The organism is Actinoalloteichus fjordicus (genome assembly GCF_001941625.1).
Lineage (GTDB): Bacteria > Actinomycetota > Actinomycetes > Mycobacteriales > Pseudonocardiaceae > Actinoalloteichus_A > Actinoalloteichus_A fjordicus.
In genome coordinates this window covers 1750151-1765822 of sequence record NZ_CP016076.1, presented here as the reverse complement: position 1 = coordinate 1765822, position 15672 = coordinate 1750151, and the positions used below count along the sequence as shown (strand labels likewise).

At 68.9% G+C, this 15672-nt stretch carries 11 protein-coding genes; 8 read left to right on the top strand and 3 right to left on the bottom strand.

The window, feature by feature from the left end; all coding sequences use genetic code 11:
- Positions 1-106: 106 nt before the first annotated feature.
- From UA74_RS08020 to UA74_RS07985, 8 genes are all read left to right on the top strand, one after another.
- Positions 107-2227: a prolyl oligopeptidase family serine peptidase gene (locus UA74_RS08020; protein ID WP_075739706.1), complete on the top strand. Its 2121-nt coding sequence runs from the start codon at positions 107-109 to the stop codon at positions 2225-2227.
- A gap of 293 nt (positions 2228-2520) precedes the next feature.
- The gene (locus tag UA74_RS32715) at positions 2521-2892 is read left to right on the top strand and encodes a hypothetical protein (RefSeq protein ID WP_075764147.1); all 372 of its coding nucleotides are present in this window, start codon (positions 2521-2523) and stop codon (positions 2890-2892) included.
- On the top strand, positions 2889-3518 hold the full coding sequence (locus tag UA74_RS32710; protein WP_075764145.1) for a DUF3558 domain-containing protein: 630 nt from the start codon (positions 2889-2891) through the stop codon (positions 3516-3518). The genes UA74_RS32715 and UA74_RS32710 overlap by 4 nt, the downstream gene beginning before the upstream one ends.
- A 1-nt stretch (position 3519) precedes the next feature.
- Complete coding sequence (locus tag UA74_RS32705; protein WP_075764143.1) at positions 3520-4863, top strand: hypothetical protein; 1344 nt, start codon at positions 3520-3522, stop codon at positions 4861-4863.
- 118 nt (positions 4864-4981) lie between these two features.
- Positions 4982-5761: an ESX secretion-associated protein EspG gene (locus tag UA74_RS08000; protein ID WP_075739702.1), complete on the top strand. Its 780-nt coding sequence runs from the start codon at positions 4982-4984 to the stop codon at positions 5759-5761.
- A gap of 126 nt (positions 5762-5887) precedes the next feature.
- A complete protein-coding gene (locus tag UA74_RS07995; protein ID WP_083683014.1) occupies positions 5888-6850 on the top strand; it encodes a mechanosensitive ion channel family protein in 963 nt (320 codons plus the stop codon).
- 39 nt (positions 6851-6889) lie between these two features.
- Positions 6890-7291, top strand: coding sequence for a globin (locus UA74_RS07990; protein WP_404799966.1), 402 nt, complete (start codon positions 6890-6892; stop codon positions 7289-7291).
- Between the two features lie 192 nt (positions 7292-7483).
- A complete protein-coding gene (locus tag UA74_RS07985) occupies positions 7484-9079 on the top strand; it encodes a glycoside hydrolase family 13 protein (RefSeq protein WP_075739700.1) in 1596 nt (531 codons plus the stop codon).
- 138 nt (positions 9080-9217) lie between these two features.
- Here UA74_RS07985 and UA74_RS07980 read toward each other — a convergent pair whose 3' ends face one another.
- The 3 genes from UA74_RS07980 to UA74_RS07970 form a co-directional block, all read right to left on the bottom strand.
- The gene (locus UA74_RS07980) at positions 9218-9871 is read right to left on the bottom strand and encodes a hypothetical protein (RefSeq protein ID WP_075739699.1); all 654 of its coding nucleotides are present in this window, start codon (positions 9869-9871) and stop codon (positions 9218-9220) included.
- Entirely contained in the window at positions 9864-10280 is a 417-nt protein-coding gene (locus UA74_RS07975; RefSeq protein ID WP_083683957.1) for an acyl-CoA thioesterase, read from the bottom strand. Before UA74_RS07975 ends, UA74_RS07980 begins: the two co-directional genes overlap by 8 nt.
- A gap of 121 nt (positions 10281-10401) precedes the next feature.
- Positions 10402-15387, bottom strand: a complete 4986-nt coding sequence (locus UA74_RS07970) for an NAD-glutamate dehydrogenase (RefSeq protein ID WP_075739698.1) — start codon at positions 15385-15387, stop codon at positions 10402-10404.
- Between the last annotated feature and the right edge of the window lie 285 nt (positions 15388-15672).

Sequence of the window (15672 nt, the reverse complement as noted above, 5' to 3'; positions counted from 1 at the left end):
GGCGGCGAATGTGACGCGAACTACCGTGGTCCGACCGCCTGCAGCGTGCGAGCGGCCGGACAACCGCGCCACCAGCGCGCCGTGGGTCGTTCTCTAGAGTGCGGGTGTGCCCGCTGACTCGCCGATCTATCCGGACGCCGCGCGCGAAGATCTCATCGAGGACCTGCACGGCAGGGCCGTGGCCGATCCCTATCGCAGGCTGGAAGACCCAGCGGACCCCGCCACACTGGCCTGGCAGGAGGCACAGGACGGGCTGGCCTCGGCGGTGCTGGGTGCGCTGCCCGGTCGCGAGCGGCTGGCCGCCCGGCTGACCGAGCTGGCAGGCGCCGGTTCGGTGTCCGCACCCGTCTGGCGCGCGGGTCGTGCCTTCTTCACCCGCAGGCTGCCCGACGAGGACCACGCCGTGCTGTACGTCCGGGAGACGGCGGCCGACGGCACGACCTCCGAACGGACCCTGCTCGACATGAACCGGCTCGACCCCACCGGGCGAACGACCCTGGACACCTGGTCGCCGAGCCGGGAGGGCACCCTGCTGGCCTATCAGCTGTCGGTGGGCGGCGACGAGCATTCGCTGCTGCACGTGCTGGACGTGGCGACCGGCGAGGTCGTCGACGGGCCGATCGACCGATGCCGGTACTCGGCCGTCGCCTGGCTGCCCGGCGGTCGAGAGTTCTACTACGTGCGCAGGCTGCCGCCGGAGGACGTGCCCGAGGGCGAGGAGCAGTTCCATCGACGGGTCTGGCTGCACCGGGTCGGCCAGGACGCGGCGACCGACGTGGAGGTCCACGGCGCAGGCCTGGACCTGACCAACTACTACGGCGTCCGGGTGTCCGCCGACGGACGCTGGCTCGTCGTCGACGCGCGTCCCGGCACCGCCCCGAGGAACTCGACCTGGCTCGCCGATCTCGCGGCGACGGGCGAGTTGCGGCAGATCAGTGACGAACGCAACGAGGCGATGCTGCACGCCTGGGTGAATCGCGACGGCAGGCTGTACCTGCTGACGACGCTCGACGCACCCCGCTGGCGACTCTGCGTCGCCGATCCCGCCAGGCCGGACCGGGCGGACTGGACCGAGCTGATCTCCGAGGACGTCGACTCCGTGCTCAGCGGCGTCGAGTGGCTGCCGGGAGACGAGCAGGTGCCCGCGCAGCTCGTCGTCCTGCGGGCCCGACATGCGGTGTCGGAGCTGGCACTGCACGATCCGACGACCGGTGCACAGACCGCGCTGGTCCCCCTGCCCGGTCCTGGCACCGTCACCTCACTGTCCACCGTCGACCCCCGCACCGACACCGGGGGCGACCGGCTCTGGTTCGGCTGGACCGACTTCCTGACCCCGACGGGCGTGCGCGGTTACTGGGCGGGTTCCGGCCGAGAAGACCTGGTCGAGTCGGCTCCCGGCTCGGTGACGCCGCCGTCGGTGCGCAGTGAGCAGATCGTGTATCGATCGAAGGACGGCACGCCCGTCCGGCTCTTCCTCGTCAGCCCGGACTCCTCGGTAGCAACGTCGAGGCCCGCGATCCTCACCGGATACGGCGGCTTCTCGGTGAGCCGCCGCCCCGCCTACAACTCAGCCGCCCTCGCCTGGGTGGAGGCGGGCGGGATCTGGGCGACGGCCTCGCTGCGCGGCGGTGGCGAGGAGGGCGAGGCCTGGCATCAGGCGGGCATGCGAGACCGCAAGCAGAACGTCTTCGACGACTTCCACTCCGCGGCCGATGAACTGATCGCCCGACAGTGGACCACGCCCGACCAGCTCGCGATCATGGGCGGTTCCAACGGCGGCCTCCTGGTCGGCGCCGCGCTGACGCAGCGTCCCGACCTGTTCCGCGCCGTCGTCTGCTCGGCGCCGCTGTTGGACATGGTGCGGTACGAGCGATTCCTCCTCGGCCGGACCTGGAACGACGAGTACGGCACGGCCGACGACCCCGAGCAACTGGACTGGCTGCTCGGCTACTCGCCCTATCACCGCGTCACCTCGGGGGTGGAGTACCCCTCGGTGCTGTTCACCGTGTTCGACTCGGACAGCAGGGTCGATCCCTGCCACGCCCGCAAGATGTGCGCCGCGCTCCAGCACGCCACGACGGGCGATCCCGAGAAGCGCCCGGTGCTCCTGCGTCGGGAGACGGAGGTCGGCCACGGCGCACGCTCGGTCACGCAGGCCGTCGCGCTGTCCGCCGACCAGCTCGCCTTCCTGGCGGCGCAGACCGGGCTCGACCTGAGACAGGACTGAGGCCGGGCCGGTCGGCCGCCCGCGCGATCTTCTGCCGCCGTCCCCTGCCTCGTCAACCTGCCTGTCCCGATCCCGATCCTGGCAGCCCGCCTGGTCACGGGCGAGTCGCCGCCGAGGGCCGCATTGCCGTGTTTTCCGTTGGTGCGATGGATTAATCTTGAGGGCAGCGCTCGACATGCCGCCGTCCCGACGGACTCGGTGGCGCCAGGGGGTCGAGCAGCCACGGGAACCACCGGTCACCGGTGGGCGTCTCAACGGCGACGAGGGCGCGAACGAGTCGGAAGGCAGCACCCATGGAAGACCGCGGTTACCCCAGCGACCCGGGCCCCGGCCCGGCTGTCAGCGGCGGATCGTTCGAGGTCGACCCGGAGAACATCCAGAAGTTGATCGACGGGCTGAACGAGGCGATCGAGAAGCTGGAGACGATCGACCGCGACGCCCGCCAGCGGTTCGGCCAACTGGCCCCACCTGGTGGAGACGACTACAGCGAAGGCGCCGTCCGCCTGATCAACGAACGGGCGATGGGCTCGGACGGTGCGCACGGCATCGCCAACAAAGCCTTCCGCGAGGCGCTCGAGGCCACTATCGACAACTTGACTACCACGCTCAACGAGTACCAGCGCATCGAGGAAGAGAACTCGCAGATCGGAAACATCGACGTATGAACCGCAGCCTGCGCAGCACTCTCTGCGCCACCACGATTGTCCTACTGACCTTGACCGGATGTTCCACCGAGACCGATGGCGAAGGCACGGCTGCCGACACCACCGCAGCCACGACTCCCGCTGGGGAGAGCGAGACCAGCGCGAGTCCGCCCGTAGCGGATCGCCCCGTCGAAGATCTCGACCCGGGGCCCGCAACCGAGGACCCGTGTCTGTTCTTCACTCTTGATCAACTTGAAGAGTACGGTTTCGCTGAAGCGGGCGAGACCAGGGTGAGCCCGGTCGATGGGACCCTTGAGTGTTCCTGGTCCAACCGGCAGAGCGACTCTCTCGATCGGATCATCGTCGCCCATGATCAGGTCTCTGGTGGAATCGACCGCCTGCGGGAAGCACCTTTTCCCTTCATCGAGACCGATATCGAGATAGCGGGAAGGCCCGCGATTCACAGCGACACCCTTCCGCACGAACCCGAAGGGCAATGCGGCGCCTACGTCGACCTCACTGCCGACAGCACGCTAAGCATGACGATCTACATCTCTGACAACGACGTCGACGCTTACAACGACCCTTGCGCCAAGGTTGACGAGGTGGCGGCACTGGTAATCGAGAATATTCAAAGGGGGATTTGAGATGGGCGAGCCCATCGTCCCACAGTGCCGCGCAGTCGACGGAGATGAGATCTACGCCTGGTTCCACACCGATGCTACCGGCCCCGAGAGCACAACCGACCCGAACTATGAAGCATGGCTTGATGTAGGTAGAAGCTATCGGGACGTTTTCGAGATCGTAGACAAGGCCGTCGTCGAAGCCCAGGTCGGCTGGTCCGGTACGGCAGCGGACAACGCTGGGAGTGCGGTCAAACCGTTCAGCGAGTATGCGGTCAACGCAGAGCAGACCTGCACCGACATCTCGTACAAGGTCGCCTCCCAGAGCGGCTCTTTCCGGACAGCGGCGGGCAACATCGAGAAGCCGCCGGAAGTGCCGAACGAGCCCTGGTACAGCCCGGTCCCGTGGGAGATCGACTACGACCGGAAGAAAGAGGCGAACCAGGAGCAGAGCAGCGCCAACATCGCCGCGTACAACTCCTACGGCATGGAGACCTCGGATAACGTCAACAACCTGCCGGTCTTCGAGCAGCCCGCCGAGGTGCAGATCTCGATGAAGGGCGCCGACACCCTCGGAGTCGACCCGGGTGGGAACGGCGGCGGCGGTAATGGCGGCGGGGGCAACGGGTCCGGGGGCGGGCTCGGCTCCCTTCCTTCCGGCGGCGGGGGCGGGGGCGGCGGTTGGACGCCGCCCGGTGAAGTACCCACCGGCGGCGGCGGCGGCGGGGGCGGCGGCGGGGGCGGCGGCTTCACACCGCCCGGCAACGTCCCGCCGGGAGGTCCGACACCCAACCAGCCACCGTCGATCAGCCCCGACGCGAACATCCCGAACTCGCCCAGCCCGAACTTCCCCGGCCCCAACGGTCCGATCGGTCCCAACGGGCCGAGCCCCGGCGGGCCTTACGGCCCTAACGGTCCGGGTCCGAACGGCTTCGTTCCGCCCGGCGGCGGTGCGGGCGGACCCGGCGGCAGCGCGGGCGGCCCCGGCGGCGGCGGACGTGGACCAGGCGGATTCCGGATGCCCGGCGGCTTCGGCGGCGGTCCCGGTGGGCCCGGCGGCGGCTTCGGCCCCTCGGGCGGGGGCGCAGGCGGCGGCATGGGCGGCCGGATGCCCGGCGGCTTCGGTCCCGGTGGCGGCGGCTTCGGCCCGGCGGGCGGCGGGTTCGGCCCCGGCGGCGGTGGCGCGGGCGGCGGTATGGCAGGCGGCGGAATGGCGGGCGGCGGCCGCGGCGGCCAGGCCCAGGACGGTGAGGACGACAAGGAGCACAAGCGCGCCGACTACCTGGTCGAGACCGACGATGTGTTCGGTGACGGCCAGCGAGTGGCGCCCGCCGTGCTCGGCGAGACACCGCCCTCGAACTACCGCTGACTGGAGACCCATTCCGCGAAGGGTCGGCGTCACCCGCTGAGATGCGGGTGACGCTGGTCTTTCGAGGATCGGGCGGCTCATCCACCTGCCTGAGGAACGATCGCAGTCGGGAGCGACGATGTTGCGGAGCAAGATCACCATCTCCAACCTTGCCTACGACGTGCTGTGGGAACAGGAACGGCTCGAGGAGAAGCACCTGGCGTTGAACAGCCGCTCGCCGGGACGCACCTTCGACGAACGCCGTGAGCTGGTGAACCAGGCCTGGCAGGAGCTCGGCGGCCTCGGCCTGGCCAGGGGCCGCGAGGCACATCCCGACCTGCTCGACGCCCTCCGGCTGATCAAGCGCCCGGAGGTCGAGTTCTACGGGTGGTTCAGTCACGGCCAGAAGGACACGCGGTCGGCGCTGGCCCTCGGCAGCGGCGAACAGGCGCTGCTCGCCAGGATGGCCGACGACGAGCTCAGCCTCGAACCGGTCCGGTCCACCGGGCTGATCGACGCCCTGCTCTCGGCGCTGCCGCCCAACCAGGGTGGTCGCGGCCGTTCGTTCAACTTCCCCAAGGACGCGTTCGGTGACGGCGGCAACGACCCGTCGCGCGAGGGCGAATTCGGTTTCGAGGCGGCACCCGGCGGTGCGGGCGGACCGGACATGAAGGCGTTGAAGCAGCTCCTGGCCATGCCCAGGTCCTGCGCTGGGCAGCTCTATGTGGCACGGCGGGACCGGTTCGGGAAGCGGCACCGGGTCGAGAACGCGATCAGCTTCTTCGATCCGCCGCCGGGCCGCTACATGGCACAGCAGACGCTCGGTCCCGACGGGCGGAACTGGATGGTCGTCGCGCCTGCCAATGCGCGGGCGCTGGGCTCCCGACTCGCCGAGACGGCCGGGAGTCTCGCCTCCTGACCGACGGCGACCGTTCGACCGTCCGGAGACCCCGGCTGCATCGTCGTGGGTTCTGTCACGGCCACGTGCATGAGTTGATCACGAACTCGTGACGTGGACCGTGTACCACGATTACCATGACTCTCTGTGTTCATCCCCACGGCGGCGCCCGACTGCGCCCGTGAAGAAGACTCCTGGTGCGATCGGGTCTACGAGCTCACCGACAATGCTGTCGTCGCGCAGGTCTCCCCTGCGCTGATCACCGCCGTCCAGATCCTCCTGATCTTCCTGGCCGCCTTCGTGATCAGGTTCGTCCTGCATCGGGCCATCGGCCGGGCCACGAAAATGACCGGGGAGCAGAAGGTCCCCACCCTGCTCAAGCCGCTGCGGGACCGAGCGCCCGACGCGCTCGGCCCGCTGTTGTCCGAGCGGCGCATCCAGCGTGCTCGAACCATCGGCTCGGTGCTGAAGTCGATCACGTCCTTCGTCGTCTACGGCTTCGCCCTGATCCTGTCGCTGGACCAGCTGGGCATCCAGATGGCCCCGATCATCGCCTCCGCAGGTGTACTTGGCGTGGCCATCGGTTTCGGTGCGCAGAATCTGGTACGCGACTTCCTGTCCGGAATCTTCATGATGCTGGAGGACCAGTACGGCGTCGGCGACATCGTCGACCTCGGTGACGCGATCGGCACGGTCGAGGCCGTCGGACTGCGGGTCACCACGGTGCGTGACCTCGGAGGCACGGTCTGGTACGTCCGCAACGGCGAGGTGCTCCGCGTCGGCAACTTCAGCCAGGGGTTCGCGGTGGCGGTGATCGATCTGCCGCTGGCGCACTCCTCGGACGTCGACGCGGCGTTGGAGCTGGCGCAGGCGACCGCGGCCGACGCCGCGGCGCAGGCTCCGCTGTCGGAGAGCGTGCTGGAACCGCCGGAGATGCTCGGCGTGGACCAGATCACCTCGGACACGATCACCATCCGTCTGACCGTCAAGGTGCGTCCCGGCAGGCAGTGGGCCGTCGCACGAGCACTGCGGGCGCGGATCAAGGCGGCGTTCGACCGCGCCGAGATCAGCGCGCCCTATCCGACCGGCCGATCCTTCTACCAGGGATGATGCCGTGGTTGCCACCCTGAGGAGAAGAGCGTTGCGGACGTGAGCGAGTATGGACGCGTGGGCGTACCGGAGAACTTCTACGAGGCAGTCGGAGGCGAGCAGACCTTCCGCCGGATCGTCGCTCGGTTCTACGTCGAGGTGGCTCACGACGAACTGCTGCGCCCGATGTACCCCGAAGAGGACCTGGGTCCCGCCGAAGACCGCCTGCGCCTGTTCCTGGCGCAGTACTGGGGCGGCCCGCACACCTACTCCGAGCAGCGGGGGCACCCCCGGCTGCGGATGCGTCACGCAGGATTCACCATCGGTGAGGCCGAGCGCGTCGCATGGCTGCGGTGCATGCGGGTGGCCGTCGACGAGGCAGACCTCGATCCGGTGCATCGCGACCGGCTGTGGGCGTACATGGAGATGGCGGCGCAGACGCTGGTCAACTCCTGGCACTGACCCCCGCAGGCCGAGACGGACGAGTCTGATCATGAGCGGCCCCCGGCACGGGGGCCGTCTCCGCTCTGTGCAACCCGTCTGGATCACGCCGCATCCGGCCGCATCGCCCTCTCTCGCAGTGCCCAAGATCGCGCTACCCAATCACCCGTTTGAGGCAACTTTCCCCCGAAACAGATGGCAGGATGGCTCCCTGTGCGACGATCTGCCGACCTTCAAACCGAGACTGCGGAGAACTCCGCATGGTGGCGAAACGCAGTCTTCTATCAGGTCTACGTGCGCTCCTTCGCCGACTCCGACGGTGATGGTGTCGGCGACATCGACGGAATCCGAGCCCGACTCGGCTACCTCGAGCTACTCGGTGTCGACGCCCTCTGGCTGACGCCGTTCTACCGTTCGCCGATGGCCGACCACGGCTACGACGTGGCGGATCCCCGTGACGTCGATCCCCGTTTCGGCGACCTGGCCGGATTCGACCGACTCGTGTCCGAGGCCCACGCCTGCGGCATCAGAGTCACGATCGATCTGGTACCCAATCACAGCAGTGACCAGCACCCCTGGTTCCAGCAGGCCCTGCGGGCGGCTCCCGGCAGCCCGGAACGCGATCGGTATGTCTTCCGGCCCGGCCGAGGACCCGACGGCTCGCAGCCGCCGAACAACTGGACCAGCATCTTCGGCGGCCCCGCGTGGACTCGACTGCCGGACGGACAGTGGTTCCTTCACCTGTTCGCACCGCAGCAGCCGGATCTGAACTGGGCGAACATCGATGTCTGGAACGACCTGGAGCAGACGCTGCGCTTCTGGCTCGACCGGGGCGTCGACGGCTTCCGCATCGACGTCGCCCACGGCATGGCCAAGCCGGACGGGCTGCCGGACATGGACGCCAGGGCGGACCAGGGTTCGGCCGTGCTGCACGACAACCGGCTGGACCCGCGGTTCGACAACGACGGCGTTCACGACATCCACCGCATGGTGCGCAAGGTCCTCGACCAGTATCCGGGCCGCATGGCGGTCGGCGAGATCTGGGTGAAGGACGACGAGCGGTTCGCCCGCTATCTGCGGCCCGACGAGCTGCATCTGGGGTTCAACTTCCGTCTGGTCGAGGCGGGTTTCAACGCGGAGGTGATCCGCGAGGCGATCGAGCACTCCGTCAACGCGCTCGCCGCCACCGACACGCCCCCGACCTGGACGCTGTCCAACCATGACGTGGTGCGTCATGTGTCCCGCTACGGCGGAGGCCCGCAGGGAGCCCGACGCGCCCGCGCGATGGTGATGGTCGAACTCGCGTTGCCGGGTGTCGCCTTCCTCTACAACGGCGAGGAACTCGGCCTGCCCAACGTCGACCTGCCCGACTGGGCACTGCAAGACCCGATCTGGGAGCGGTCCCGGCACACCGAGCGTGGCAGGGACGGGTGTCGCGTGCCCATGCCGTGGGAAGGCGAGACGCCGCCGTTCGGCTTCTCCACTCGGCCGGACACCTGGCTGCCGATCCCACCGGACTGGGCGGAGCTGACCGCGGAGCGCCAGCTCGAGGACCCCGAGTCGATGCTCTCCTTGTACCGCCAGGCCCTGGAGCTGCGCAAGACGACCTCGGCATTCTCCGGCAGCGAGGTCGAGTGGTACGGCGCACCCGAGGGCTGCTTCGCGTTCCGGCGTAAAGGCGGTGGACTCATCTGCGCGCTCAACACCTCGTCGGTCCCCGTGCCGCTTCCCCCTGGTGAGGTGCTGCTCTCCAGCGGTCCGCTCGGGGTCGGCGAGCTGCCCCCGGACACTGCGGCCTGGCTGCACTGAGCCGCCAGAGAACGACGAAAGGCGCCGGTCGCGATCCAGTCGCACCGGCGCCTTCGTCGTTCTCGGGCGTCCTCGTGACCCGTGGCGGTCGAGCAGTCATCCGGGCGGGGTGCCTGCACCGATGACGTCGTCGTGCGGTCAGATCAGCAGCGGCAGCATCGCGTGTCGACGGCGGACCACCGAGCCGAACCGTGCGTCCAGCCGCAGCCAGGAGTCCGTCGCGACGACGCGAACCTGGTCCTCGGCCTCCCCGCCACCGACGAAGCCCATCCCGGACAGCGCGAACAGGCAGCGCAGCGGAATCTTGACGTCCAACCCGGCTCCGCTGACGGTGAGCACCGTCTGGTCGAGCAGCGACGCGGGGGGCGTGCCGTGCGGACCGGGATTCTCCCTGGCCACCGACACTCCGCGATCGGCGAGCTCGGCGATTGTTCCTGCGGGAACGTCGTCCACCCGCCGCCAGCCCTCCGAGGGAGGCAGTGCGGATCGCCAGAGAAGGTCCTGCGGCAGGCCCGGGTCCAGCCGATCGCCCCGCACCACGGTGAGCGTGGTGAGGAGGTCGTTGGCCCAGACGGTCGTGTCGGCGGGCGCCAGCACGCCCTCGACGGACCGGGTGACCAGCGCGTCGAAGGGGGTGGACACCCAGGCGTCCAGCATCGGGGGCGCGTCCTCGCCGATGCCGGGCCGGTTGCGCAGTCGCACCACGGCCTGCTGATCGAGCCGGACGGCACGCGCGACGAAGGCGCCCAGATCATCCCTGGCCGAGGAGTCGACGAGGCGAAGCTCAGCCACGGGAGTTCACCGCCTGCGGTCTGCCGGTGGGCAGCTTCGCCCGCCACCCGGCCAGGAAGTCCCGCTCCGTGTCGGTGAGCCTGCGCGGCCTGCCGCCTGCGAGGTCGTAGGGCACCATCACCGTCTCTGCGGTCGCGGCGATCGGGTCGTCGGGAGAACGCCCGCTCCGGAGCACGTAGACGAGCGTGAACGACGCCGCTCGCAGCTCGTCGACGGCGATCTCGACCCGGACCGAGGCACCGTCGACGACCAGCGGGCGCAGGTAGTCGACCCGCAGCCGGGCGACGACGGTGCCGTCGGCCATCTCGACTTCGCCGCGTCGCCCGCCCTCGACGAACAACAGCCCGACACGGGCCTCCTCCAACAACGTGACCGTGTTCGCGTGATTGACATGACCGAACGCGTCCATGTCAGACCACCTCGGTGTCACGTCCGCGACATACACACCCAAGGGACGAATGCCTCCCTGCGGATCGACCTCATACCGTTCCTCGCTCACCCTATCGGGGTCGCCGGAGCCGCAGACACGGTCACCGCACCATGCTGCGGATCTGCCGGGCCGCCACCGACAGGGTCGCCAGATCCAGCTTCGTGACGGCGTTGATCGCGGCCAGGGTGGTTCCCGCCCGCTCGAGCCGGGAGGAGTTGGCCTGCTCCCACTGGTCGATCTTCTCCGCCACGGTCTGCCCCTGGTCGCTGTTGCGCAGGACGTCGATGGTGATCTTGCGCAATGAGGTGTAGACGTCGTCGCGCAGGGCGAGCCGTGCCAGCGCGTGCCAGCGGTTGCCGCGTTCGAGATCGCTCACCGAGTTCAGAATCCGGTCGATGTCCAGGTGCGCCGACACCGCGAAGTACAGCTCGGCTGCCTCCTCGGGGCTGCGTTCCCGGCTGACGCCGCCGTCCCGCTCCGCCAGCTCGGCGACCTCGGTGATGTCGAGCAGGCTGAAGGTGTGCAGGAGGGCGGCGATGCGGTCCGCCGTGTCCTCGGGCACCCCGGAGGCGACCAGGTTCTTCGTCAGGCCCGCTGCGGTCTCGCGTTCCCGACCCTGCAGCAGGTCGGGGACGTGCGGGGTCAGCGCCTGCACCACCGGCTTGAATCGCGAGATCTCGGCACCGACCGCCAGCGGCTGCGGACGGTTCGACAACAGCCAGCGCGCCGCGCGATCCAACAGCCGCCGCGACTGCAGGACCAGGTCGTCGGCGACGGCGCTGGGCACCGTCGTGTCCAGCTCGTCGACGGCCCGCCAGAGCGCTGGCAGGTCGAAGACCTCGGTGACCACCGCGAACGCACGCACGGCGTCGGTCGTGGTGACGCTCATCTCCTCGGACAGCCGGAAGGCGTAGGAGATGCCGCCGCCGTCGACGACCTCGTTGACCAGCATCGTGGTGATGATCTCGCGACGAAGCGGATGCTGCGAGATGACGTCGCCGAACCGCTCGCGCAACGGTGTGGGGAAGTAGCTCGGCAGTCTGCCCGCGAAGATCTCGGCCTCCGGCAGACTTCCTGCCAGCACGTCGTCCTTGAGCGCAAGCTTGACGTGGGCCATCAGTGTGGCCAGCTCCGGCGAGGTCAGCCCCTCCCCTGCCTTGTCCATGGCCTTGAACCGCTGGGCGGTGGGCAGCACCTCGAGCTCCCGGTCGAGCCCATGGGTCGCCTCCAGGCCCGCCACCAGGCGCGCATGCACCGACAGCATCGGGGCGGCGTGGGATCGGGAGACTCCCAGGACCGCGTTCTGCCGGTAGTTGTCGGCCAGGACCAGCTCGGCGACCTCGTCGGTCATCTCCCCGAGCAGTTCGTTGCGCCGTTGTGGCTCCAGCGCGCCCGAGGCGATGACCCGGTCCAGCAGGACCTTGATGTTCACCTCGTGGTCGGAGCAGTCCACGCCTGCTGAGTTGTCCAGCGCATCGGTGTTGACCTTGCCGCCCGCCCTGGCGAACTCGATGCGGCCACGCTGGGTCAGCCCCAGGTTGCCGCCTTCGCCGACGACCTTGACGCGCAGGTCACGGCCGTCGACTCGCAGCACGTCGTTGGCCTTGTCGCCCACCTCGGCGTGTGACTCGTCGGCGGCCTTGACGTAGGTGCCGATCCCGCCGTTCCACAACAGGTCCACCGGGGCCAGGAGGATGGCCTTGACCAGTTCCGGCGACGACAGCTGGGTGACCGAGTCGGCCAGGCCGAGCGCGGCGCGGACCTGGGGGGCGATCGGGATGGCCTTGACGCTGCGCGGCCAGACGCCGCCGCCCGTGCTGATCCGCGTTCGGTCGTAGTCGTCCCAGCTCGACCGGGGCAGCGCGAAGAGTCTGCGCCGCTCGGCGAAGGAGACGGCGACGTCGGGTTCGGGGTCGAGGAAGATGTGCCGGTGGTCGAACGCGGCGATCAGCCGGATGTGCTCGGAGAGCAGCATTCCATTGCCGAAGACGTCACCGGACATGTCGCCGACGCCGACGACCGTGAAGTCGTCCTGCTGAGTGTCCACGCCCAGCTCGCGGAAGTGCCGACGGACGCTCTCCCAGCCGCCCCTGGCCGTGATCCCCATCTGCTTGTGGTCGTAGCCCGCCGATCCGCCGGAGGCGAAGGCGTCGCCCAGCCAGAAGCCGTAGGACTTCGCCACGTCGTTGGCGATGTCGGAGAACCGCGCCGTGCCCTTGTCCGCGGCCACCACCAGGTAGGTGTCGTCGCCGTCGTGGCGCACGACCTGGGGGGCGGGCACGGCCTGTCCGGCGTCGAGATTGTCGGTGAGGTCCAGCAGGCCGGAGATGAACATCCGGTAGCAGGCCACCCCCTCGGCGGCGTGTGCCTCCCGGTCCCGACCCGCATCGCCGGTGGGCGCGGGCGGACGCTTCACGACGAATCCGCCCTTCGCACCGACCGGCACGATCACGGCGTTCTTCACCGCCTGGGCCTTGACCAACCCCAGGATCTCGGTGCGGAAGTCCTCCCGGCGGTCGGACCAGCGCAGCCCGCCCCGCGCGACCGCGCCGAAGCGCAGGTGCACGCCCTCGACCCGAGGTGAGCAGACGAAGATCTCGTAGGCGGGCCGGGGTTCGGGCAGGTCGGGCAGTTCGCTCGGCTTGAGCTTGACGGCGAGGTAGGGCCTGGGCTCGCCTGCCTCGTCACGGACGAAGTAGTTCGTACGCAGCGTCGCACGGATCAACGTCACGTAAGACTGCAGGATCCGGTCGACGTCGAGGCTGGTGACCTCGTCGAGCAGCGCCTCGATCTCGGCGAGCGCGGACTCCGTCCCCGACCGCCGCGCCTCCTCGGCCAGTGCGGGGTCGAATCGCGACTCGAAGAGCCTGACCAGCGCCCTGGTGACGACCGGGTTCGCCCGCAGGGTGTCCTCGATGTAGTCCTGGCTGTAGGCGATCCGCGCCTGCCGGAGGTACTTGGCGTAGGTGCGGAGCAGGACGGCCTGCTGCCAGGTGAGATCGGCGCGCAAGACGAGCGAGTTGAATCCGTCGACCTCGCAGCGGCCCTCCCAGGCGGCCACGAAGGCGTCCTGGAAACGACTCTGGAGCTCGGCCATGTTCGGGGTCTGGTCGTCCAGGAGCGCGACGTCGAGCCGGAGGCCGAAGTCGTAGACCCAGCACTGGACGCCGTCGTGTCGATTGACCTCGTAGGGGCGCTCGTCGACGACCTCGACGCCCATCCGTTGCAGGATCGGCAGCACCTGGGAGAGCGTGACGCGCTCCCCGACCATGTAGAGCTTGAACCGCCGCTCGCCCGGTTCGCCGACGGCCGGTCGGTAGAAGGAGATGTCCACATCGCCCGGCCCCGAGAGCGCGAAGAGCCTGCGGAGGTCGGCGAGGCCCTCGGCGGCGGTGAAGTCCTCCTTGTACGCCTCGGAGAACGCCGAGGCGTACTGCCTGCCGCGTTCCGCAGCGGGTTCCGACCGCAGATCGTCGCCGTCGGCGTTCTCGGTCGTCCTGGGACCGTCGGAGGCGATGACCTCCTCGACCATCCGGTCGCTCCAGGTGCGCACCGCCGCGGTGAGCTGATCCTGAAGGATGCCGGTGTCGACGGTCACGTCGGCGTCGGGATCGGTTCGGACCATGAAGTGCACCCTGGCCAGCAACGACTCGCCGATGCGCGCGCTGTACTCGAGCTCGACGCCGTGCAGCTCGCGGAGCAGCACCTCCTGCATCGCCAACCGCGACGTGGTCGTGTAGCGATCCCTCGGCAGGTAGACCAGGCAGGAGAAGAAGCGGCGGAACTCGTCTCGCCGCAGGAACAAGCGCAGCCGACGGCGCTCCACGAGGGAGAGCACGCCCGCGATCGTGTCCTGCAGGGTCTCGGGGTCCGCCGAGAACAGCTCGGCCCGAGGGTAGTTCTGGAACTCCTCCAGCATTCGCTGTCCGGAGTAGGACTCCAGCGGGAATCCCGCCCGACGGATCACCGTTCGCACCTTGCGTGCGACGACGGGGATGTCGAGGACGTCCTCATGCAGGGCGGTGGTGGTGAACAGGCCGAGGAAGCGGTGTTCGCCGCTGACCGCACCGTTCTCGTCGAAGGTCTTGACGCCGACGTAATAGGGGTGCATCGGCCGGTGCACCGTCGACGGTGCGCTGCCCTGCGTCAGCACCAGCAGGTTGGGCGCCAACGCGTGCGCCATGCCGTCCGGGGCGGTGGCGAGGTCCTTGGCGTCGAGGCTGTCCCGACGGAGCACGCCGAGGCCGGAGGCCAGGACCGTCCGCAGCACCGGCTCGTCGTGTCCCGGCTCGTCGACGAGTTCGTAGTGTCGGTATCCCAGGAAGGTGAAGTGACCACCCGCCAGCCAACGCAGCAGGCGCGCACCGTCGCGAACCTCGGTCACCGGCAGCGGCAGGGTCGCCGACTCCAGCTCGGCCGACAGGGAGCGAGCGCGATCGGCCATCCGGTCGGTGTCCTCGACGACCTCGCGGACGTCGTTGAGCACCGAGTGCAGGCTGCGCTCCAATGCCTCCCGTGCCGCCTCGTCGCCGATCGGCGCGATCTCCAGGTGCATCCAGGACTCGACCAGCGAGTCCGTGGGCGGGTCACTGGGGTCTGCCGCGTCCAGCACCTGAAGCAGTTCGCCGGTCAGATCGCGTCGCACCACGACGATGGGATGCACGATGCGGGCCACCGAGGCGTTCTGCCTGCTCAGGCCCGCGACGACCGATTCGACGAGGTAAGGCATGTCGTCGGTGACGATCTGGATCACGGTGACGTCGCGGGTCACGCCCGCCTTCTCGTCCTCCGGGGCGAACACACGGATCGCGGGCCTGCCCGCCACCCGATGCTGTGCCAGCTCAACGTGTGAGGACAGCATTGCGACGAGTTGGTCGGCATCGTGTGCGACGACCTCCTCGGCGGAGACGTATCGAAAGTACAGTCGCAACAGACTGCCGATGGCGGGCTCGGACTCGGCTGCTCGATCGAGCAGCAGATCGCGAGTCCACTCGAGCGCGGCCGTCCTGTCCTGGCGGTGCGACGGTGCCGACTCGGCGTCGTTGCCGGTGGCGATCATCTCGGACTGTGCTCCTGTCGAGGTCATGGTCAAACGACTCCACATCACGGGTACCTCGGTTGTACCAAGGCCGGGGCCAACCTTAGTGCCTGACTCTGATCCCTCTCCGCAAGGCGAGGGCCTGCACCACCGCCCACCGAAGCGGAACAATCGGCCATAACGGCAGTCCTCATCGACGGTGACACGGAATGGCCCGGCGCAACGTCACCATGCGACGCCTGTGCACGAGATCACAGGCGAGCGGATGAGTTCGTCATCTCGTGCGCTGCTTTCGAGGGTGCCGGGAGATCGCCTGCGGCGGGGGGTGTTTCA

Coding starts and splice junctions, on each gene's coding strand:
- UA74_RS32710 (WP_075764145.1), top strand. CDS start 2,889: ATGAACCGCAGCCTGCGCAGCACTCTCTGCGCCACCACGATTGTCCTA.
- UA74_RS32715 (WP_075764147.1), top strand. CDS start 2,521: ATGGAAGACCGCGGTTACCCCAGCGACCCGGGCCCCGGCCCGGCTGTC.
- UA74_RS07970 (WP_075739698.1), bottom strand. CDS start 15,387: ATGACCTCGACAGGAGCACAGTCCGAGATGATCGCCACCGGCAACGAC.
- UA74_RS08000 (WP_075739702.1), top strand. CDS start 4,982: ATGTTGCGGAGCAAGATCACCATCTCCAACCTTGCCTACGACGTGCTG.
- UA74_RS07975 (WP_083683957.1), bottom strand. CDS start 10,280: ATGGACGCGTTCGGTCATGTCAATCACGCGAACACGGTCACGTTGTTG.
- UA74_RS32705 (WP_075764143.1), top strand. CDS start 3,520: ATGGGCGAGCCCATCGTCCCACAGTGCCGCGCAGTCGACGGAGATGAG.